This is a genomic window from Pseudomonas sp. SCB32 (genome assembly GCF_009189165.1).
In the GTDB taxonomy this organism is placed as follows: Bacteria; Pseudomonadota; Gammaproteobacteria; order Pseudomonadales; family Pseudomonadaceae; genus Pseudomonas.
This window is the reverse complement of the sequence record NZ_CP045118.1, coordinates 2653108-2672524: the sequence shown is the minus strand read 5'-3', so window position 1 is coordinate 2672524 and position 19417 is coordinate 2653108. Positions and strand designations below refer to the sequence as shown.

Here is a 19417-nt window from a genome sequence, read left to right as displayed (position 1 = left end):
GCCGGGCCGCGCCCCACCCGACATTCGTGAGGATTCATCCATGTTCAGCAAGCACGACCAGATCCAGGGCTATGACGACGAACTGCTCGCGGCGATGGATGCCGAGGAGGCCCGCCAGGAGGACCACCTCGAGCTGATCGCCTCGGAGAACTACACCAGCAAGCGCGTCATGCAGGCCCAGGGCAGCGGGCTGACCAACAAGTACGCCGAAGGCTATCCGGGCAAGCGCTACTACGGTGGCTGCGAGCACGTCGATAAGGTCGAGCAGCTGGCCATCGACCGCGCCAAACAGCTGTTCGGCGCCGACTACGCCAACGTCCAGCCGCACTCCGGCTCCTCGGCCAACGCCGCCGTCTACCTGGCACTGCTCAATGCCGGCGACACCATCCTCGGCATGAGCCTGGCCCACGGCGGCCACCTGACCCACGGCGCCAAGGTCTCCTCCTCCGGCAAGCTGTACAACGCCGTGCAGTACGGCCTGAACACCGCCACCGGGCTGATCGACTACGACGAAGTCGAGCGCCTGGCCGTGGAGCACAAGCCGAAGATGATCGTCGCCGGCTTCTCCGCCTATTCGAAGACCCTCGACTTCCCGCGCTTCCGCGCCATCGCCGACAAGGTCGGGGCGCTGCTGTTCGTCGACATGGCCCACGTCGCCGGTCTGGTCGCCGCGGGCCTCTACCCGAACCCGCTGCCCTACGCCGACGTGGTCACCACCACCACCCACAAGACCCTGCGTGGTCCGCGTGGCGGCCTGATCCTGGCCAAGTCCAACGAAGAGATCGAGAAGAAGCTCAACTCCGCCGTCTTCCCCGGCGCCCAGGGCGGCCCGCTGATGCACGTGATCGCCGCCAAGGCGGTGTGCTTCAAGGAAGCGCTGGAACCCGGCTTCAAGGACTACCAGGCCCAGGTGATCCAGAACGCCAAGGCCATGGCCGAGGTGTTCATCGGTCGCGGCTACGACGTGGTCTCCGGCGGCACCGACAACCACCTGATGCTGATCAGCCTGGTGAAGCAGGGCCTGACCGGCAAGGAAGCGGACGCCGCCCTCGGCCGCGTCGGCATCACCGTGAACAAGAACGCCGTGCCGAACGACCCGCAGAGCCCGTTCGTCACCTCCGGCATCCGCATCGGCACTCCGGCGGTCACCACCCGTGGCCTGCAGGAAAGCCAGTGTCGCGAACTGGCCGGCTGGATCTGCGATGTGCTGGACCACCTGGGCGACGCCGACGTGGAGGCCAAGGTGGCACAGCAGGTCGCCGGGCTGTGCGCGGACTATCCGGTCTACCGCTGAGATTTTGTAGGAGCGGGCCATGCCCGCGATCCGTAGTCCGGCGTTGCCGGTCATTCGCGGGCGCGGCCCGCTTGCACATTGTTTTCTAGGTCCCCGCGTTCGCGGGGATGACGCAGAGGAACGCGAATCGCACCCCGTCACTCCCGCAAACGCGGGAGCCCAAAAGACAGTTGCTCCTACAGATAGAACATCGCAATCCGAGACTTCTGGAGCCTCCTCATGTCACTCAGCGTCTTCGACCTGTTCAAGATCGGTATCGGCCCGTCCAGCTCGCACACGGTCGGGCCGATGCGCGCCGCCGCGCGCTTCGTCGACGGCCTGCGCCGTGACAGCCTGCTGGACGCCACCCACAGCCTGCGCGTCGAGCTGTACGGCTCGCTGGGCGCCACCGGCAAGGGCCACGGCAGCGACAAGGCGGTGCTGCTCGGCCTTGAGGGCGAGCAGCCCGACAGCGTCGACACCGAAAGCGTCGAGCCGCGCCTGGAGCAGATCCGCCGCAGCGGCCGGTTGCACCTGGGCGGCGAACGCCTGATCGACTTCGTCGAGAAGGAGCACCTGGCGATGATTCGCCGGCCCCTGCCCTATCACCCCAACGGCATGATCTTCCGCGCCTTCGACCAGGCCGGCCTGCAAGTGCGCAGCCGCGAGTACTACTCGGTGGGCGGTGGCTTCGTGGTCGACGAGGCCGCCGCCGGCCACGACCGCATCGTCGAGGACCGCACGCCGCTGCGCTACCCCTTCCGCACTGCCGGCGAACTGCTCGACCAGTGCATCACCCACGGCCTGTCGATCAGCGATCTGATGCGCGAGAACGAACTGGCCTGGCGCAGCGCCGGGGAAACCAGCACGGGCCTCGCACGCGTCTGGCAGGTGATGCAGGACTGCGTGCGCGCCGGCTGCCGCAAGGAAGGCATCATGCCCGGCGGGCTCAAGGTACGCCGCCGTGCCGCCGCGCTGTATCGCCAGCTCAGCGAACGCCCCGAGGCCAACCTGCGTGACAGCCTCAGTGTGCTCGACTGGGTCAACCTCTACGCCCTGGCGGTGAACGAGGAAAACGCCACCGGCGGGCGCGTGGTCACCGCGCCCACCAATGGCGCGGCCGGCATCGTCCCGGCGGTACTGCACTACTACAGCCGCTTCGTGCCCGGCGCCAGCGACGATGGCGTCGAGCGCTTCCTCTTGTGCGCCGCCGCCATTGGCATCCTATACAAAGAGAACGCCTCGATTTCCGGCGCCGAGGTCGGCTGCCAGGGCGAGGTTGGCGTGGCCTGCTCGATGGCCGCCGGCGCGCTCTGCGAAGTGCTGGGCGGCACCCCGCAGCAAGTGGAGAACGCCGCCGAGATCGGCATGGAGCACAACCTCGGCCTGACCTGCGACCCGGTCGGCGGCCTGGTCCAGGTGCCCTGCATCGAACGCAACGCCATGGGCGCGGTGAAGGCCATCAACGCCGCGCGCATGGCCCTGCGCGGCGACGGCCAGCATTTCATCTCGCTCGACAAGGTGATCCGCACCATGCGCCAGACCGGCGCCGACATGAAGAGCAAATACAAGGAAACCGCGCGCGGCGGCCTGGCAGTCAACATCATCGAATGCTGACCCGGCCCCACGCCCTGATAGCCCCTACCCGACATTCACAGGAGCACGGCATGACCACTGAAACCCTCGCGCAAACCCCGCTGCACGCCCTGCACCTCGAACTGGGCGCCCGCATGGTGCCCTTCGCCGGCTACGACATGCCGGTGCAGTACCCCCTCGGCGTGCTCAAGGAGCACCTGCACACCCGTGAGCAGGCCGGCCTGTTCGACGTCTCGCACATGGGCCAGATCATCCTCCGTGGCGAAGGCGCCGCCCTCGCCCTGGAGAGCCTGGTGCCGGTCGATATCGTCGGCCTGCCCGTGGGCCTGCAACGCTACGCGCTGTTCACCGATGCCGAAGGCGGCATCCTCGACGACCTGATGGTCGCCAATGCCGGCGACCACCTGTTCCTGGTGGTCAACGCCGCCTGCAAGCAGCAGGACCTGGCGCACCTGCGCAAGCACCTGGGCGAGCGCTGCGAGATCCAGCCGCTGTTCGAGGAACGCGCCCTGCTCGCCCTGCAAGGCCCGGCGGCGGTGACGGTGCTGACCCGCCTGGCGCCGCAGGTGGCACAGATGACCTTCATGCAGTTCACCCACCTGACGCTGCTGGGGGTGGAGTGCTACGTCAGCCGCTCGGGCTACACCGGCGAAGACGGCTTCGAGATTTCGGTGCCCGTCGAGAAAGCCGAGGCCCTGGCCCGCGCCCTGCTGGCCGAGCCGGAAGTTCAGCCCATCGGCCTGGGCGCGCGCGATTCGCTGCGCCTGGAAGCCGGCCTGTGCCTCTACGGCCACGACATGAACACCCAGACCACGCCCATCGAAGCCTCGCTGGCCTGGGCGATCTCCAAGGACCGCCGCGCCGGTGGCGCCCGTGCCGGCGGCTTCCCCGGCGCCGAGCGGGTGCTGGCGCAACAGGCCGAAGGCGTGGCGCGCAAGCGCGTCGGCCTGCTCGCCCAGGAGCGCATGCCGGTACGCGAAGGCGCGGAACTGGTGGATGCCGACGGCCAGGTGATCGGCCAGGTGTGCAGCGGCGGTTTCGGCCCCAGCCTGGGCGCGCCGGTTGCCCTGGGCTACCTGCCCACCGAATACAGCGCCGTGGACACCGAAGTCTGGGCGGTGGTGCGTGGCAAGCGCGTGCCCATGCGGGTGGCGCGCACCCCATTCGTGCCGCAGCGCTACTACCGCGGCTGAGACGTCATCTGGCGACTGTCTTCTGGGCTCCCGCGTTCGCGGGAGTGACGGTGTTACGTCCTGCCCCGTACACGTCATCCCCGCGAACGCGGGGACCCAAAAACAGCCACGCCAACAAGAGGACAAACCATGGATTCCATCAAATCGGCCGCCAAGGTCGAAGTCGGCGTAAAGCTGCGCGGCGCGGAGAAGGTCGCGCGCATTCCGGTGAAGATCATCCCCACCGAGGAACTGCCGAAGAAGCCCGACTGGATTCGCGTGCGCATCCCGGCATCCCCGGAGGTCGCACGCATCAAGCAACTGCTGCGCAAGCACAAGCTGCACAGCGTCTGCGAGGAAGCCTCCTGCCCGAACCTGGGCGAATGCTTCTCCGGCGGCACCGCCACCTTCATGATCATGGGTGACATCTGCACCCGTCGCTGCCCGTTCTGCGACGTCGGCCACGGCCGGCCGAAGCCGCTGGACGTCGACGAGCCGAAGAACCTCGCCATCGCCATCGCCGACCTGCGCCTGAAGTACGTGGTGATCACCTCGGTGGACCGCGACGACCTGCGTGACGGCGGCGCCCAGCACTTCGCCGACTGCCTGCGCGAGATCCGCCAGCTGTCCTCCGGCGTGCAGCTGGAAACCCTGGTCCCGGACTACCGTGGCCGCATGGACATCGCCCTGGACATCACCGCCGCCGAGCCGCCGGATGTGTTCAACCACAACCTGGAAACCGTGCCGCGCCTGTACAAGTCGTCGCGTCCGGGCTCGGACTTCGAGTGGTCGTTGGACCTGCTGCAGAAGTTCAAGCAGAGGGTTCCGCACGTACCGACCAAGTCCGGCCTGATGCTCGGCCTGGGCGAGACCGACGAGGAAGTCATCGAAGTCATGCAGCGCATGCGCGAGCACGACATCGACATGCTCACCCTCGGCCAGTACCTGCAGCCCTCGCGCAACCACCTGCCGGTGCAGCGCTTCGTCCACCCGGACACCTTCGCCTGGTTCGCCGAGGAAGGCGCGAGGATGGGCTTCAGGAACGTCGCCTCCGGTCCGCTGGTGCGTTCGTCCTACCACGCTGACCAGCAAGCCCACGGCGGCAAAATGCGCTAGTGGATAGCGGGCGCCAGGTCCCCCGTGTCCGGGCAAAACCACAAGGCATCCGGAAGCCCCACGGACAACCGACGAACATCAAGGATTACAACGATGGCCAAGAAAAAAATAGGGATACTGCTGTTCCCGGAATTCGAAACACTGGATGTCTTCGGGCCGGTGGAGATGTGGGGCGACCTCCCCGACTATCAAGTGTTCATGGTTTCCCAGCACGGGGGAGCCGTGAGATCGGTGCAAGGCATCGAAACGAATGCAGCCTATTCGTTTGCTACCGCACCACAATTCGACATCCTCATGGTTCCCGGCGTCATGGGCACGCGGACCGAGGTCAACAACCCTCCCCTGCTGGAGTTTCTTCGCCAGCAGGACAAGGGCACGCAATGGACCACCTCTGTCTGTACAGGCTCGGCCCTTCTGGCAAAGGCGGGCATTCTGACGGGACGCCGGGCGACATCCAACAAGCTGGCCTTCGACTTCGCCGCAAGCCAGGACCGTGGCGTGCATTGGCAGCGCAACGCACGCTGGGTCATCGACGGCAAGTACGTCACATCATCGGGCGTCTCCGCCGGAACCGATATGGCGCTTGGGCTCGTGGAAAGACTCTACAACCGTCAGGTTGCCGAGAAAATTGCCCATGAAACCGAGTATGTATGGAACGACGACTCGACCCAGGACCCGTTTGCCCGGCAGACCTGAAGTCTTGAAGGACGTGCCTGATCAAGATTTAAAGAGCGCCACAACCAGTCTGGCGACAGCCAGATTACTGCGCAGATAACCGCTGTACCTGGGCAGGTCATCCAGCGCATCCGATGTCCGCCGGTGGTAGAAGATATGCATTACCACGGGCGGCAGAAGATCCTTCCGACTGAAGTTCGAACTCGGAATGAAGGCGATCTTCACCGGCCCGAAGCCGCCGAACTCGATGGCCGGCTTGCCGCAATGCCTGCAGAGTCCTCGGCTGATGTTCGGGGGCGGCCGATACTTTCTGAATGCAATGTTTTCCGCGCCGATCACCTCCACGCCGCTGGCACGAAGGATGGTGACGTCGGAAAAGGCCTTGCCGGTGAAGGCCTGGCATAGCCTGCAGTGACAAACGAATCGGGCGGCCGGTACCGCCGCGACCTCGAACCGGCAAGCGCCGCATTCACAACTGGCGTGCTGCGGCTGGGCCAGGGTCCACGTCATGCGGTCGGCCTCCTCCGCTCGCTAGCCCGGCCCCGCATCCGGCCCCCTGCACGGCAGGTGCAGCGTAAAGCAGGTGCCGCTGCCGACACCCTCGGCCTCATTGGCCGACACGCTCTCCACCTGCATCCGCCCTCCCAGCACCTCGGTCACGATCTGGTGCGAGATGTGCAGCCCCAGGCCGGTATTGCCACGGTGGCGGCCGGTAGTGAAGAAGGGTTCGAGGATGCGCGGCAGGTCGTCGCGCGCAATGCCCTTGCCGTTGTCGCTGAACCTGAGCACCACCCACGCGGGTCCGTCGGCGGCAAGGGCAATGCTGATCCGCCCCGCCCGGCCGTCGGGGAAGGCGTGATCGAGGGTGTTGCCCAGCAGGTTGGAGATGACCTGGCCCAGCGGCCCCGGGTAGCTGTCCATCCAGAGTCCTTCCGGCAAATCCAGCACCAGTTGCACCGGCTGGTGGGGATCCCAGCGGCGCAGGCGCACATCGGCATCGAGTATCGCCTCGGCCAGGTCGAAGCGGCGTTTCTGCAGCGTGGTGCGATCCATCGCCACCTGCTTGAAGCGCTGCACCACGCCCGCCGCGCGGGTGGTCTCGGCCTGGGCGATGGCCAGGGCTTCGCGGCTGTCCGCCAGGAAGCGATCCAGGTCCGAGCGGCGAAGGCCGGTGTCGAGGCGCCGAAGCAGTTCACCGAGGCTGCTCTGCGCGGTGGAGAGCGCAAGGCTCGCACCGCCCAGCGGGGTGTTCATCTCATGGGCAACCCCGGCGACCATCAGCCCCAGCGACGACAGGCGCTCGACCCGCGCCAGCTCCACCTGCATCGCCTGCATGTCGCGCCCGGCTTCGATCAATGCGCCATTGACCCGTTCCAGCTCGCTGCGCCGCAACGCCTCCGTCTCCATGCTGCGCATCAGGCGCAGGATCAGGAACCCCGCAAGGCCGATGATGGCGAACGCCAGCACGGCAACCAGCAGCTTCCAGCGCCAGCCCAAGGTGCCGATGGCCGCGTCCGGCACCTCCACCAGCACGCGCAGCCCGAAACGGTGCGTATCGACCAGCGCGCCCTCGCGGCTGTTCAGCACTTCGGCGCTGTTCAGGTCGATCCAGGACCAGTCGCCGCCCTCGCCGACCCAATGGCCGTTCTTGCGCACCTGCATCGCCTGCCAGAGGCCGGGCTGGCTGACGGCCAAGCGGTGCTCGCCGTTACCCAGTTGCCAGTTCCACTCGTCCTCGGCGCGTGGCCCGACTATCCAGTAACCGTCATTGTTCACCAGATAGAGTTTCACCCCTTGCCGGGAGCCCAACTGGCGCAGGCGATCGAGCAGGCGCTGGGCACGGTAGTTGAGCACCACCACGCCCCGGCGGTTGCCCTGATCCAGTACCGGGCTCACCACGCGCAGCGTCGGTTGCAGCGGTTGTTCGATGACACCGTGCTCGGTGCTCAGGTCCAGCTCGGAGAAGTAGACGCTGCCGGCCGGCAGGCCGACCGCCTCGCTGAAATAGGCAGCATCGGCGCGGTTCTGCAACTGCTCCGGCGGCGCCAGCTCCGCATGGCCATCGCGATTGTCGACCCGCAGGCGCTCATCGCCATGCTCGTCGATCCAGCGCACCTGCTCGTAATTGATGGAGCTGCGCGAAAAGCTGAGGAACAGCCGCGCAGCCACCGAATCGGGACGGGTGTCGCTGCTGATCAGCTCCGGCGGCAGGTCGGCGAGGAACACCACGTCATGGCGCAGCAGATCCAGGTTCCGCGTCAGAATCTGCACGGTCTCCTCGCGCACACTGTCGCGGGCGCGCAGGACCGGCTCGCGCGCCACGCGCTCCAGTTCGTTCCACAGCAGCGGCAGCCCAAGGAGCAGGAGCAGCAGCCAGGGTACGACCAGGGTCAGCAGGTGACGCCGGTGCTGCCGCAACAAGTGGCCATTGAAGCGCAACCAGCCAATGCGGATGGCAGGCTGCGCGGCCGCATCCTCAACGACGCCGTTCACGCAAACGCTCGAGGAAGGCGTCCAGCGGCTCGGGGCGGCCGAACAGGTAGCCCTGGGCACGCTGGCAGCCATGCTCGCGCAGCCAGGTCGCCTGCTCGTCGGTTTCCACCCCTTCGGCCAGCACGCACATCCGCATGCGATGACCCAGGGCGATGATCATGTCGGCGATGCTCTGTTCATCATCGACCAGGCCGATCTCGCGGACGAAACGCTGGTCGACCTTGAGCGTCGACGCGCAGATCGAGTGAAGGTAGCTGAGCGACGAATAGCCGGTGCCGAAGTCGTCGATGGCGATGGAGAACCCGGCCTCCTCCAGGCTGCGCAGGATGGTGCCGCCGGCCTGCTGGTCGCTCATGGCCGCCGATTCGGTGACCTCCAGCTCGATGCGCTGGGGGCGAATACCATGCTGGCGAACCACCGTCACCAGCTCCTCGGAAAACTCCTGCCGCGCCAGTTGCAGGGGCGACACGTTGACCGCCAGGGGCAGATCGGGAAAGCCGGCCTGATCGAGCGCCCGTGCCGCGGCGCAGGCCATTTCCAGTATGCGCTTGCCCAGCGGCACGATCAGGCCGTTGGCCTCGGCGATGGGAATGAACACGCCGGGCGGCACTTCCGTCCCGTCGGCATCCCTCCAGCGGGCCAGCACCTCGGCGCCGCACACCTGCCCCGTCGCCAGGTCCACCTGGGGCTGGAGCACGATGCGGATGCCCTCGGTGTTGCGCAGCGCATGGTAGAGCGCATGGGACTGCTGGAAACGCTGGCTGGTCTCCTCCTCCATGCCCGGCTGGTACTCGCAGACCAGCGAGGCCTGGCTGCGCGCCCGCTTGAGCAGCAGCAGGCCGGCGGCGATCGCTCCACGCGCCGAGCCGCTGTAGGCGTCCAGGTCCAGGCGCGCCGCACCGATGCCGATGAAGGGGGAATGGGCGCTCTCGTCGAACAGCTCCAGACTGCGCACCTGTTGCGTGGAGAGGCGCTGGGTGGGACCGAGAATGGCAAAGGTATCCTCGTGCAGACGTGCAACCAGGCACGGCGGCGCAAAGCTGGCGCGCAGGCGCCGGGCCATGCCCTGCAGCATCAGGTCGCCCTGTTCGACGCCCAGCGACAGGCTGCCTTCGGCGTACTGGTCGAGGTCCACCAGCAGCAGCGTGCGGCCGCACGGCGGAGGCAGCGCAAGGACGCTTTCCAGCTCGCGGAGCAAGGCGTTGCCATTGGGGATCGAGAGGAGCTCGTCCTCGTAGGCAATGCGGTCGAGGCGGCTGCTCAGGGCGACGTTGATCAAGCCGGAATTGACCTGGGTGGAGAACACCCGCAGCAGTTCGCGCTCGGTCTCGTCGAGGTGGCGGTCGGTCGCCAGGTAGGCGGCGGCATGGGGCACGCCCTGGGTGCCGGGGAAGAACAGCACCTGGCTGTCGGCCGTGGCGATGGCGGTCTCTTCCTGCATGGCCCGGCTCAGCAGCGCACGGATCGGCTGATCGTCCAGCGATGCCAGCGGCCGTGCCAGATGCGCCGCGAAGCGCCCTGCCGCCGCGCTGATGCTCGCATGCAACGGCGCTTCCTCGGTGTGCCCGGCCTGCACGCAAACCAGGCCATCCGGCGCCACTCCGAGCAAGCCGGACAGCTCGCAGATCATCCGCGCGGAGAAATCTTCAAGCCCCCTGGCCAGGGTCAGGCTGTTGCTCGCCTCGACTATCGCCTGCAGGCCGCGCTTGGCCCGGCTCAAGGCACGAATCTGCTGCCAGGTGCGCAGGTTGCCGGTGAGGATGCTGTGCAGCCGCTCCTGGCTCATGTCGGTCTTGAGCCAGTAGTCGCTGATGTCCAGGTGATCCAGCGACGCCTGCATCGGCGCCATGCCCGGCTGGCCGGTCAGCAGGATGATCCGCACATCGGCGTTGCCCTGCACTTCACGGACATTGCGCACCAGGCGCAATCCGGCGTCGTCGCTTTCCATCACCACGTCGAGCAGGACCAGGGCCAGATCCGGTGTCTCCACCATCAGCTTGGCCGCCTCTTCCGCAGACCCGGCCGTCAGCAGACGCAGCGGTTGGTCCTGGTAACGGTATCCCATCAACGCCGCCTGCAGCGAACGTTGAAAACCAGGATCATCGTCGACGCTGAGCACCAGCAAGGGCTCTGTTTCGTCCAGTTCTCCTGCCGGCGCTTCCGGGGAAAACTGGAACATGCCCTCGTCGTCATTCCCTCGCATCGCTCTCTCCTTGTTCCGCGCCTTGCCGGCCTTTCGGGCCCGCATGCGTTATCGGTATAGAACAGGGGATAGCATTAGGCCAGTCGCCCTGGGACTCCGCCGACGGCCTGCGCGGAAGGGCCATTTGCGCTGGGGCAGTGGCGCCATATTTGCAGCGCCATGATGCGCAAGACCGGATGATTCGAGGCGTGCCGGGCAGTGATCAGATCCAGGCAAATGCAGGCCAATTCGCAGCCTGCTCACGACGAATCCCCCTCAAGCCGGACCTGCCGGCAGGCCATGAACAGGGCCAGGTCGTAAATGATCTTGAGCACGCCGCAGGTGAGCAACGGCGCCGCGAGCCATCCCAGGCCGATCAGGCCGCTGGCGATGGTCGGGGCGATGGCGGCGGCGAGACTGCGCGGCACCGCCGTCAGGCTCGCGGCAGCAGCCCGCTCGGCCGGGGTGACGACGGCCATGACATAAGCACTGCGTGTCGGTACGTCGAGCTGCGACAGAGCGCTGCGCAGCAACAGCATGAGCAATGCCAGCGGCAACGAAGGCATGAAGGCTGCCGCGATCAGGCACAAGCTCGATGGGATGTGCGTGAAGACCATGGTATTCAGCAGGCCGATCCTGCGCGCCAGCGGTGCCGCCATCAGTTGCGACCCGGCGCTCAGCAGGCCCGTGCAGAAGAAGAACTGCCCGGCAGCGCCGACCGAGAGGTCGAAGCGCGCCATGAGCCAGAGCGTCAGCAGCGCGTTGACCACCAGCCCGCCAGCGAATGCATCGACGCTGAACAGCAACGCCAGGCGTACGACGATCCACCGCGACGGCCCGAGCGATGCGCGAACGTTGGTCGGCGCGCTCCGCTGCCGGGGCATCCCCCTGTACAGCGCGAGTATCGCCAGCCCAGTCAGTGCGTAGAGGACGAACATGCCACGCATGGCCGGGAGCACGGCGACGCCGAGATGGGCCGCGACCCATTCGGGCACGCCGGCCAACAGTGCGCCCAGGGCGCCGGAGAGCGCTCCGGCGAGGCTGTAGCGGGCATAGAGCGCAGTGCGCACCTGGGTTTGCGACGCTTCGGCCAGGCAGGCATGTTCGATGGGAAGGAACAGGCTGACATCCCCGGCACTGGGGTTCATGGTGCCGAGGAAGGCCACCACGAGCAGCGGCAAGAGCGTTGCGAAGCTGAAAAAGCCAATGCCCGTTGCCGTCATCACCAGGGCTGCCATCAGCAACAGCGTCCGGCGGGAAAAACGATTGCCGAGCATGCCGACCAGCAGGGTGGCGATCGCCGAGCCGAGCAGCGTCGACGTGCTGATCAGCCCGACCGAGAGGGTCGACAGCCCCAGGGCGAGCAGGTAGGCCGGCAACAGCACCGCAACGAAACCGTCGCAAAAGCCACGCAGACTTCTCGCCACCAGCAGACGCCACACACCCGTCTCGACGCCTGCCAGGTCGAGTCTTGAGCGGAGTCGCCCGATGAGTGGAATCATCGTGAAACCCTCGATGCGCCCCATGCATTGAAGACGGCTTACCGGTCAGCTGAACCCATATTATAGTAGAGCTAACAACTTAATTGGTTGAGCACTCTACATGATCAGCTGGCTCCTCCTGGTACTCGGCCTCCCGACCGCCAATGCGACCGAGCGCATGCGCGCCTGGCGGGCCCTCAAGGCGTGCGGGGCGGCGGTGCTGCGCGACGGCGTCTATCTACTGCCCGATCACGTCGCCGGGCGCGAGGCCCTCGAAGGAGTCGAGCGAGAGGTGCTCGCCATCAATGGCACGGCGTACCTGGTCTCGATCAGCGAGCCCGGCGAGCGATTCGCTTCGCTGTTCGACCGCGGCGAGGAATATGCCAGGCTGCGCGACGATATCGCCCGCGGTCTCGGTGAACTGACCAGCGAGAACGCCCCGCAAACGGCACGGCAGGTCCGTAAGCTGCGCAAGGCCTTCACCCAACTGGCGGCCATCGACTTTTTCCCCGGTGAGGCCAGACAGATCACCGACTCGGCCTTGCAAGCGTTGGAAACCGCCATCAGCCGCGCCCTCTGCGCGGATGAACCGAGCAGCCATGAAGAGCCCATCACGCCGCTTGCGCCTGAAGACTTCCAGGGGCGCCGCTGGGCAACCCGCAAACGCCCCTGGATCGATCGCCTGGCCAGCGCCTGGTTGATTCGCCACTTCATCGATCCGGTGGCACGCTTCCTTTGGCTCGACTCCCCGCACGACTGCCCGGCCGACGCACTGGGCTTCGACTTCGACGGTGCCGCCTTCAGCCACGTCGGCCAGCGCGTTACCTTCGAGACCCTGCTGGCCAGCTTCCAGCTCGAAAGCCCTGCCCTGCTGCGTATCGCCGCCGTCGTGCATTACCTGGATGTCGGTGGCAACCCGCCGCCAGAAGCATCGGGCGTCGAACGCGTCCTGGCCGGATTGCGCGACAGCATCCTCGATGACGACCAGCTTCTGCAGGCTGCCGGCAGCCTCTTCAATGGTCTCTTGACCGCCTTCGCCAACGACGAGAAGCACCATGACTGAATCCACCGCGCCCGCTGCCGGGAAGACAACCAACGCCGGGACGCCGATCAGCCTGTACGAGGCCTTCCTGTTCTGGCTGAAGCTGGGCTTCATCAGTTTTGGCGGCCCGGCGGGACAGATTGCGATCATGCACCAGGAGCTGGTGGAGCGCCGCCGCTGGATCAGCGAGCGGCGCTTCCTCCACGCCCTGAACTACTGCATGTTGCTGCCGGGGCCGGAGGCACAGCAGCTCGCGACCTACATCGGCTGGCTGATGCATCGCACCTGGGGCGGCGTGATCGCCGGCGCCCTGTTCGTGCTGCCGTCGCTGTTCATCCTGATCGGCCTGTCGTGGATCTACGTGGCCTTCGGCGAAGTGCCGGTGGTGGCGGGCATCTTCTACGGCATCAAGCCCGCGGTGACCGCCATCGTCGTGCATGCGGCCCACCGGATCGGTTCGCGCGCCCTGAAGAACGCCTGGCTATGGGCCATGGCGGCGGCTTCCTTCGTCGCCATCTTCGCGCTCAACCTGCCCTTCCCGGTCATCGTGCTGGCAGCTGCGGTCCTGGGCTATATCGGCGGACGGCTGCTGCCGGGCAAGTTCGCCATCGGTGGCAGCCACGGGGCGGCGAAGGCCAGCTACGGGCCCGCGCTGATCGATGACGACACCCCGACGCCCGAGCATGCACGCTTCCGCTGGAGCCATCTGCTGCGCCTGGCGCTGGTCGGAGCCGTGCTCTGGCTGCTGCCGATGGGGCTGCTGACGGCCTCGTTCGGCTGGCAGGGAACGCTGACGCAGATGGGCTGGTTCTTCACCAAGGCCGCCCTGCTGACCTTCGGTGGCGCCTATGCGGTGCTGCCCTATGTCTACCAGGGAGCGGTCGGTCATTACGGCTGGCTGTCACCGACCCAGATGATCGATGGCCTGGCCCTGGGCGAAACCACGCCGGGGCCGCTGATCATGGTGGTGGCGTTCGTCGGCTTCTTCGGCGGCTACGTGCATCCGATGTTTGGCGCGGACCACCCCTTCCTCGCCGGCGCCATCGCCGCGAGCCTGGTCACCTGGTTCACCTTCCTGCCGTCCTTCCTGTTCATCCTCGCCGGCGGCCCGCTGGTGGAGTCGACGCACAACGAACTGAAGTTCACCGCGCCGCTGACCGGCATCACGGCGGCCGTGGTCGGCGTGATCCTCAACCTGGCCCTGTTCTTCGGCTACCACGTGCTCTGGCCGAAGGGATTCGACGGCGCCTTCGACTGGCCTTCGGCAGTCATCGCCGTCGCGGCGGGGCTGGCCTTGTTCCGCTTCAAGCGCGGGGTGATCCAGGTGCTGGTCGCCTGTGCGCTGGCGGGACTGGCAGTGCATTTATTGCGCGGCTGACGACCATCATCGGCCTGTCGCTGCGTCCGGGAGGTGCGCCTGATCAGGCGAAATGGCCTTGTCGGACATGGCCGCGACGCGACCGCTGTCATCAAAGCAAAGCTCCGGGTTCAGCGCTGCGTGGCCGCGTCAGACTTCATTCGACCGAGACCGTAGTGCCTTTCATGAGCCTTGCCAGGAGCGTCAGTCCTTCCGTCACGTCTTCGCGGGACGCTCCACCGAGACATAGGCGAATGCCTGACGCCTGGTCAATACGGTCAACCATGACCGATTCGGGAGGCGTCACCCTGATACCCACCGAGGAGGCCGCTGCCGCAAGGCGATCGGCCGCGTCGCGCGGCATCGGCAGCCAGAGGTGGTAGGCATCCGGATGCGCAACCAGCTCCACCCCGCCGAGGAGCGAAACCGCCAGGCTCGACCGGCGGCACGCTTCATGGCGCAAGTCCTGCGGGATGGATGCGATGACGCCGCTGGATAGCCATTCCTCCACCACGGCACAGGACAATGGCGACGGGGCCATCGGGACGTCTTGCAGAACCTCCTGCGCCGCTTCGGTCATTTCCGCTGGCAGCGTGAGCATGCCGATCCTCAATCCGGGGCCGATGGACTTGGACAACCCATTGACGTGGAAGACCCGCTCGGGAGCCAACGCAGCGAGCGTGGGTGCCATGGGCGGCCCCAGCGCGTACACGCCATCCTCGATGATCCAGGCTCCCGACCTCCGGCAGACATCGACGATAGCCTGCCTGCGCGCCACACCCATGGTTGCCGTGGTCGGGTTGTGCAGCGTCGGCGTGAGGTAGACCGCCCTGTTACCGGTGGATGCTGCGCCTTCGAGAGCGTCTGCGAGCGCCTCCGGAATCATCCCCTCTGCGTCGATCGCGACACCTTGCATCCGATAGCCCTTGCGCCGCGCCAGCGCAATCGCCCCGGGATAGGTCACTCTTTCGGTCAGGATGACTCCGTGGGGGCCGCAGGCGAGATCGAAGGCCAGCGAAATGGCCTGGCGGGCATTGCTCGTCAGCGCCAGATTCGCCGGATCGACCTGGACGCCAAGCGTCTCAAGCCAGCGAGCCAACAGGCGCCGATGTTCCAGGTGGCCGGCGGGCGGCGAGTAGAGATTGAGGTGATCGGCATCGATCTTCCGTGCGACCCCGGCCAGGGTCCGTGCCAGGAGACGTGCGGAAAGCATTGCCGGCGGCACATTGGACGAGAGATCGATCTCCCGCTCCTCATGCGCCTGAAGAATCGCAACGAACATGCCCCGGCCCTTGACGCTGCGCACCAACCCCCGCCGTTCGAGGGCTGCATAGGCCTTCGTCACCGTGCCCAGGCCAACCCCCAGCTGCCAGGCGAGATCGCGATGAGCAGGCAGGCGGTCGCCCCCCTTCAACAGCCCCTCGATGATGTCGTCGGCCAGTGCGAGTACCAGCCGCTCGGCGGGACTCGCGTCGATCTCCGCGAGGCGCGGACTCCAGGGCGATTGAAGAAGCATGGTTACGGTCCAGAGTGATTAATAGTGTCGCGTGACACTATTTAAATAGATCAAAAGTGTAACGTGCATTAGGGTTGTCGGCGACATTCAACCGTTTCACTAACAGCCTCGCCGCGATGACGGGGCGACGGAGGCGAGATGTTCAGCCATGTGACTGTTGGCGCGCAGGACCTCGAGCGGGCCGGCCGTTTCCATGACGCCACCCTCGCGCCGCTTGGCCTTAAGCGCCGCGCTGTCGCGCCCGATGGCGGACCTCCGGCGCTTTGCTGGGTGACAGCGACCGCCCCGCTGCCCCGCTTCTATGTCTACATCCCGCGCAACGGCGAACCCTCGACGGCTGGCAACGGCAACATGGTCGCCTTTCTCGCCGCCTCGGAAGAGGTCGTGGAAGCCGCCTACGCCGCGGGTCTTGCGAATGGCGGGATAGACGAGGGTGTGCCTGGGCCGCGCCCTCACTATGGCGCTGGCTATTTCGGCGCTTACCTTCGCGATCCCGACGGGAACAAGGTCCACATCGTCTATCGGGGAGACCTCCAGGCATGACGAAGCAGTCCCACGTCATGGAGCGCATCGGGTCGCAAGAACCATCGCCTGCAATCCGGGGGCTGTCCCAATGATTGGCAGCCCGATCGCCCTCGCCTACTGCTCCTACTTCCTGGCCGCTGCCAGTCCGGGCCCCAGCAACATGGCAATCATGGGGACCGCAATGCGGGACGGGCGCATGCCCGCCCTCATCCTCGCGTGCGGGGTCATGACGGGCTCGCTGGCCTGGGCGGTCCTGGCAGCAACCGGCATCTCCACCTTGCTGGCCACCACTGCCAAGGCGCTCGTCGTCATCAAGGTGCTCGGCGGTCTCTATCTGCTCTACCTGGCAATGCGCGCCGGCAGCTCCGCCCTGCGACCGGTCCCGGACGTCCCCCGTGTCGACACGGCACGAGGGACGGCACGCTATCTGCCCCTGTACCGCCAAGGCGTCCTCATGCACATCGCCAACCCGAAGGCGATCATGTCCTGGATGGCGATCATGTCGCTGGGACTCCGCGAAGACGCTCCCGGCGGCACCTTGCCAGCGATCATAGGCGGCTGCGCCGTGCTCGGGATCGGCATATTCGGTGGCTACGCCATCCTCTTTTCGACCGCCCGGATTATTGCTTTCTATTCCAGGGTCGGCCGTTGGATTCAAGGGCTCTTCTCTGCGCTGTTTGCCATCGCGGGAGTGAAGCTTCTCGTGTCGCCAGGCTGACGCCCCGAACCTCCTCGATATCCAGCCGTCACGAATGTAAGGAGCAGTGTTGTGACCTATGAATTTCAAATGATCGACGTTTTCGGCGCGGAGCCGCTTTCGGGCAACCCGCTGGCGGTAGTCATGGGCGCCGACGCACTCAAGACCGATGAAATGCAGCGCCTGACGCGCTGGTTCAACCTGTCGGAGACCGCCTTCCTGCTGTCACCCACGCACCCGGCGGCAGACTACAGGGTCAGGATATTCACGCTGGAAAGAGAAATGCCTTTTGCCGGGCACCCGACATTGGGCAGCTGCCATGCCTGGCTTTCCACCGGCCGTGCGCCGATCAACGAGAACGAAATTGTCCAGGAGTGCGGCGTCGGACTGGTGACCATTCGCCGTGAACCGGGATTGCTTTCCTTTGCCGCACCACCGCTGATTCGTTCCGGCCCGCCCTCGCAGGAAGAGTTGGCCGAAGCGATTCAATTCCTGGGGATCGATCTACAGGACGTCATCGACGCCGCCTGGATCGACAACGGCCCAGGATGGCTGGGAATCCGCCTGACTTCGGCGGAGCAGGTGCTTGCACTGAGCCCGCAACGAAGCTGGCCGCGAAGAATCGACATCGGCGTGGTCGGAGCTCATTCCCATGGCGATGCCGCCTTCGAAGTTCGCGCGTTCTTCAACAATCATCTGGGCACTATCGTTGAAGACCCCGTCACGGGAAGCCTCAACGCCTCCCTGGCGCAATGGCTGTTCTCCACTGGAGTGGTTGAGGAAGCCTATATCGCCGCCCAGGGCACTCGACTCGATCGTAAAGGGCGCATTCATGTGGCTCGCGATAACGCCGGCCAATTCTGGATCGGCGGCAAGACCCAAACACAGGTCACAGGTCGGCTCCAGGGACTCGCGTGAGCGTCAGGCATGCCCCATGCCGGGCAACGAACAGGCATGGTCCAGGCCAACACCGGGGACCACCTTGAAGAAACTCTTCAACACGTCGATTGCGCTCAAACAAGGACTCACAAGCATGTCTGCGACTTCGGAAAGCCAACCTGAATCCGCTGCAACCACTCGCCCCGCCGCTCCGCCCACCGCCGCCACGGACTCATTGAAAATGCTGGTGCGCTACAAAGCCTGGGCGAATGAGCTGACGTTCGAAAGCGTGATGAACCTGCCCGAGGGCGAAGCGCTCCGCCCCAGGCAGACACGGTTCGGAAACATGGTGCATACCCTGAACCACGTTTACGTGGTGGACGATATCTTCAGGCATCACCTGCAAGACAAGAAGCACCACTACACCGCCCGCAACACCGAACATCCGTCTCCGCTGGGCGACCTCTGGAGCGCGGTTCAGGCGATGGACCGCTGGTACATCGAACTTGTCGACACCTGGTCGGCGAAGGACCTGTCGAAAGTCGTCCATTTCGAGTTTGTCGGAGGGGGCAAGGGCGTCATGACACAGGAAGAAATCGTGCTGCACCTGGTCAATCACGCCACCTATCACCGCGGCTTCGTCGGCGACATGATATATCAGATCCCCGTTACGCCCCCCTCGAACGATCTTCCAGTCTTCATCCGGGATCATTACCGCAAGGCCCGCTGAGCCTCTGCCGCATTGGCGAGCCCACGTGGGGCGTATAACGCTCCGCGTTATACGCCGATTGGCCGTGATTTCCGGGCGCTCCGGGCTCAACCACGACACTGATGATGGGCATGCTGTATCGGCGTACAACCGCGAACGGTTGTACGCCCTACGGGCTATCTTCCGGGCCGCGCGTTCGCGGTAATGACGGTGTCACACACCATCATCCCCGCCACGTCATCCCCGCGAACGCGGGGAGCCAGAAACGATGTAGGAGCGGACTCCGTCCGCGATCGAGCCAGCGGCGGGGCACATCGCGGACAGAGTTCGCTCCTACACAGAGCACGCAGCGGCGCTCACCCCAGGATCAGGTAGGCCTTGCGCACCTTCTCGATGATCTCCCACTCACCGTGGGTATTCGCGGCGAAGTAGATCGAGTCCCCGGCCTTGAAGGCGATGGGCTCGCCACCGTCCGGGGTGAACACGCCACGGCCTTCGATGAAGTAGCTGTACTCGGCCTGCATGATGGCGCGGCGCAGGCGGCCGGGAGAGCATTCCCAGAAGCCACTGGAGGCGTTCTGCGAGGCGAGTTCCTGGTGCGCGGCGGTGCTGGCCATCGGGATCGGCTCGCCGATCGGGATGCCGGCCGGCGCAGGCTCAGTGAACTGGGCGTTGTCGAGTCGGAACAATACGGGCGTCATGGA

17 protein-coding genes are annotated in these 19417 nt (G+C 65.8%); 11 read left to right on the top strand and 6 right to left on the bottom strand.

Translation table 11 applies throughout. The features are described from left to right. The first annotated feature begins 40 nt into the window (after window positions 1–40). From glyA to GA645_RS12520, 5 genes are all read left to right on the top strand, one after another. Window positions 41–1294, top strand: a complete 1254-nt coding sequence (gene glyA, locus GA645_RS12540) for a serine hydroxymethyltransferase (protein WP_152223199.1) — start codon at window positions 41–43, stop codon at window positions 1292–1294. A gap of 219 nt (window positions 1295–1513) precedes the next feature. Beyond that, window positions 1514–2890 carry an L-serine ammonia-lyase gene (locus GA645_RS12535; RefSeq protein WP_152223197.1) on the top strand — a complete coding sequence of 459 codons (1377 nt, stop codon included), beginning with the start codon at window positions 1514–1516 and terminating at the stop codon, window positions 2888–2890. A 50-nt stretch (window positions 2891–2940) separates the two neighbouring features. Beyond that, window positions 2941–4062 (top strand): glycine cleavage system aminomethyltransferase GcvT, encoded by a 1122-nt coding sequence (gene gcvT / locus GA645_RS12530; protein ID WP_152223195.1) that lies wholly within the window; start codon window positions 2941–2943, stop codon window positions 4060–4062. Window positions 4063–4191: 129 nt separating this feature from the next. Beyond that, entirely contained in the window at window positions 4192–5157 is a 966-nt protein-coding gene (lipA, locus tag GA645_RS12525; RefSeq protein ID WP_152223193.1) for a lipoyl synthase, read from the top strand. A gap of 93 nt (window positions 5158–5250) precedes the next feature. Continuing rightward, entirely contained in the window at window positions 5251–5853 is a 603-nt protein-coding gene (locus tag GA645_RS12520) for a DJ-1/PfpI family protein (RefSeq protein WP_152223191.1), read from the top strand. 21 nt (window positions 5854–5874) lie between these two features. Here GA645_RS12520 and GA645_RS12515 read toward each other — a convergent pair whose 3' ends face one another. The 4 genes from GA645_RS12515 to GA645_RS12500 form a co-directional block, all read right to left on the bottom strand. Beyond that, window positions 5875–6342, bottom strand: a complete 468-nt coding sequence (locus GA645_RS12515; protein ID WP_152223189.1) for a GFA family protein — start codon at window positions 6340–6342, stop codon at window positions 5875–5877. Between the two features lie 21 nt (window positions 6343–6363). Next, window positions 6364–8325, bottom strand: coding sequence for a sensor histidine kinase (locus tag GA645_RS12510; RefSeq protein ID WP_178119530.1), 1962 nt, complete (start codon window positions 8323–8325; stop codon window positions 6364–6366). Next, window positions 8309–10528, bottom strand: coding sequence for an EAL domain-containing protein (locus tag GA645_RS12505; protein ID WP_152223185.1), 2220 nt, complete (start codon window positions 10526–10528; stop codon window positions 8309–8311). The genes GA645_RS12510 and GA645_RS12505 overlap by 17 nt, the downstream gene beginning before the upstream one ends. 239 nt (window positions 10529–10767) lie before the next feature. Continuing rightward, a complete protein-coding gene (locus tag GA645_RS12500) occupies window positions 10768–12009 on the bottom strand; it encodes an MFS transporter (protein ID WP_152223183.1) in 1242 nt (413 codons plus the stop codon). Between the two features lie 100 nt (window positions 12010–12109). On the opposite strand from GA645_RS12500, the gene GA645_RS12495 reads away from it, so the two are divergent. Together GA645_RS12495 and chrA are read left to right on the top strand one after the other, a co-directional pair. After that, a complete protein-coding gene (locus GA645_RS12495; protein WP_178119529.1) occupies window positions 12110–13051 on the top strand; it encodes a chromate resistance protein ChrB domain-containing protein in 942 nt (313 codons plus the stop codon). After that, window positions 13044–14408 carry a chromate efflux transporter gene (gene chrA / locus GA645_RS12490; RefSeq protein ID WP_152223181.1) on the top strand — a complete coding sequence of 455 codons (1365 nt, stop codon included), beginning with the start codon at window positions 13044–13046 and terminating at the stop codon, window positions 14406–14408. The genes GA645_RS12495 and chrA overlap by 8 nt, the downstream gene beginning before the upstream one ends. A 136-nt stretch (window positions 14409–14544) precedes the next feature. Here the strand turns inward: chrA and GA645_RS12485 are convergent, their stop codons facing one another. Next, window positions 14545–15903, bottom strand: a complete 1359-nt coding sequence (locus tag GA645_RS12485; protein ID WP_152223179.1) for a PLP-dependent aminotransferase family protein — start codon at window positions 15901–15903, stop codon at window positions 14545–14547. 138 nt (window positions 15904–16041) lie between these two features. On the opposite strand from GA645_RS12485, the gene GA645_RS12480 reads away from it, so the two are divergent. The 4 genes from GA645_RS12480 (at window position 16042) to GA645_RS12465 (ending at window position 18734) form a co-directional block, all read left to right on the top strand. After that, window positions 16042–16446 (top strand): VOC family protein, encoded by a 405-nt coding sequence (locus GA645_RS12480; RefSeq protein ID WP_152223176.1) that lies wholly within the window; start codon window positions 16042–16044, stop codon window positions 16444–16446. Between the two features lie 70 nt (window positions 16447–16516). Further along, the gene (locus tag GA645_RS12475; RefSeq protein WP_152223175.1) at window positions 16517–17146 is read left to right on the top strand and encodes a LysE family translocator; all 630 of its coding nucleotides are present in this window, start codon (window positions 16517–16519) and stop codon (window positions 17144–17146) included. A gap of 69 nt (window positions 17147–17215) precedes the next feature. Next, window positions 17216–18043 (top strand): PhzF family phenazine biosynthesis protein, encoded by an 828-nt coding sequence (locus GA645_RS12470; protein WP_218572377.1) that lies wholly within the window; start codon window positions 17216–17218, stop codon window positions 18041–18043. A gap of 64 nt (window positions 18044–18107) precedes the next feature. After that, a complete protein-coding gene (locus GA645_RS12465) occupies window positions 18108–18734 on the top strand; it encodes a DinB family protein (protein WP_218572354.1) in 627 nt (208 codons plus the stop codon). A 335-nt stretch (window positions 18735–19069) separates the two neighbouring features. Here the strand turns inward: GA645_RS12465 and GA645_RS12460 are convergent, their stop codons facing one another. Beyond that, a complete protein-coding gene (locus GA645_RS12460; protein ID WP_152223170.1) occupies window positions 19070–19414 on the bottom strand; it encodes a cupin domain-containing protein in 345 nt (114 codons plus the stop codon). Between the last annotated feature and the right edge of the window lie 3 nt (window positions 19415–19417).

What these genes read in the sequence shown, in the direction of transcription:
- GA645_RS12485 (WP_152223179.1), bottom strand. Translation starts at nt 15,903, where the DNA reads ATGCTTCTTCAATCGCCCTGGAGTCCGCGCCTCGCGGAGATCGACGCG.
- GA645_RS12470 (WP_218572377.1), top strand. Translation starts at nt 17,216, where the DNA reads ATGATCGACGTTTTCGGCGCGGAGCCGCTTTCGGGCAACCCGCTGGCG.
- GA645_RS12460 (WP_152223170.1), bottom strand. Translation starts at nt 19,414, where the DNA reads ATGACGCCCGTATTGTTCCGACTCGACAACGCCCAGTTCACTGAGCCT.
- gcvT (WP_152223195.1), top strand. Translation starts at nt 2,941, where the DNA reads ATGACCACTGAAACCCTCGCGCAAACCCCGCTGCACGCCCTGCACCTC.
- GA645_RS12480 (WP_152223176.1), top strand. Translation starts at nt 16,042, where the DNA reads ATGTTCAGCCATGTGACTGTTGGCGCGCAGGACCTCGAGCGGGCCGGC.
- GA645_RS12535 (WP_152223197.1), top strand. Translation starts at nt 1,514, where the DNA reads ATGTCACTCAGCGTCTTCGACCTGTTCAAGATCGGTATCGGCCCGTCC.
- GA645_RS12520 (WP_152223191.1), top strand. Translation starts at nt 5,251, where the DNA reads ATGGCCAAGAAAAAAATAGGGATACTGCTGTTCCCGGAATTCGAAACA.
- GA645_RS12505 (WP_152223185.1), bottom strand. Translation starts at nt 10,528, where the DNA reads ATGCGAGGGAATGACGACGAGGGCATGTTCCAGTTTTCCCCGGAAGCG.
- lipA (WP_152223193.1), top strand. Translation starts at nt 4,192, where the DNA reads ATGGATTCCATCAAATCGGCCGCCAAGGTCGAAGTCGGCGTAAAGCTG.
- GA645_RS12475 (WP_152223175.1), top strand. Translation starts at nt 16,517, where the DNA reads ATGATTGGCAGCCCGATCGCCCTCGCCTACTGCTCCTACTTCCTGGCC.
- GA645_RS12515 (WP_152223189.1), bottom strand. Translation starts at nt 6,342, where the DNA reads ATGACGTGGACCCTGGCCCAGCCGCAGCACGCCAGTTGTGAATGCGGC.
- chrA (WP_152223181.1), top strand. Translation starts at nt 13,044, where the DNA reads ATGACTGAATCCACCGCGCCCGCTGCCGGGAAGACAACCAACGCCGGG.
- GA645_RS12500 (WP_152223183.1), bottom strand. Translation starts at nt 12,009, where the DNA reads ATGATTCCACTCATCGGGCGACTCCGCTCAAGACTCGACCTGGCAGGC.
- glyA (WP_152223199.1), top strand. Translation starts at nt 41, where the DNA reads ATGTTCAGCAAGCACGACCAGATCCAGGGCTATGACGACGAACTGCTC.
- GA645_RS12495 (WP_178119529.1), top strand. Translation starts at nt 12,110, where the DNA reads ATGATCAGCTGGCTCCTCCTGGTACTCGGCCTCCCGACCGCCAATGCG.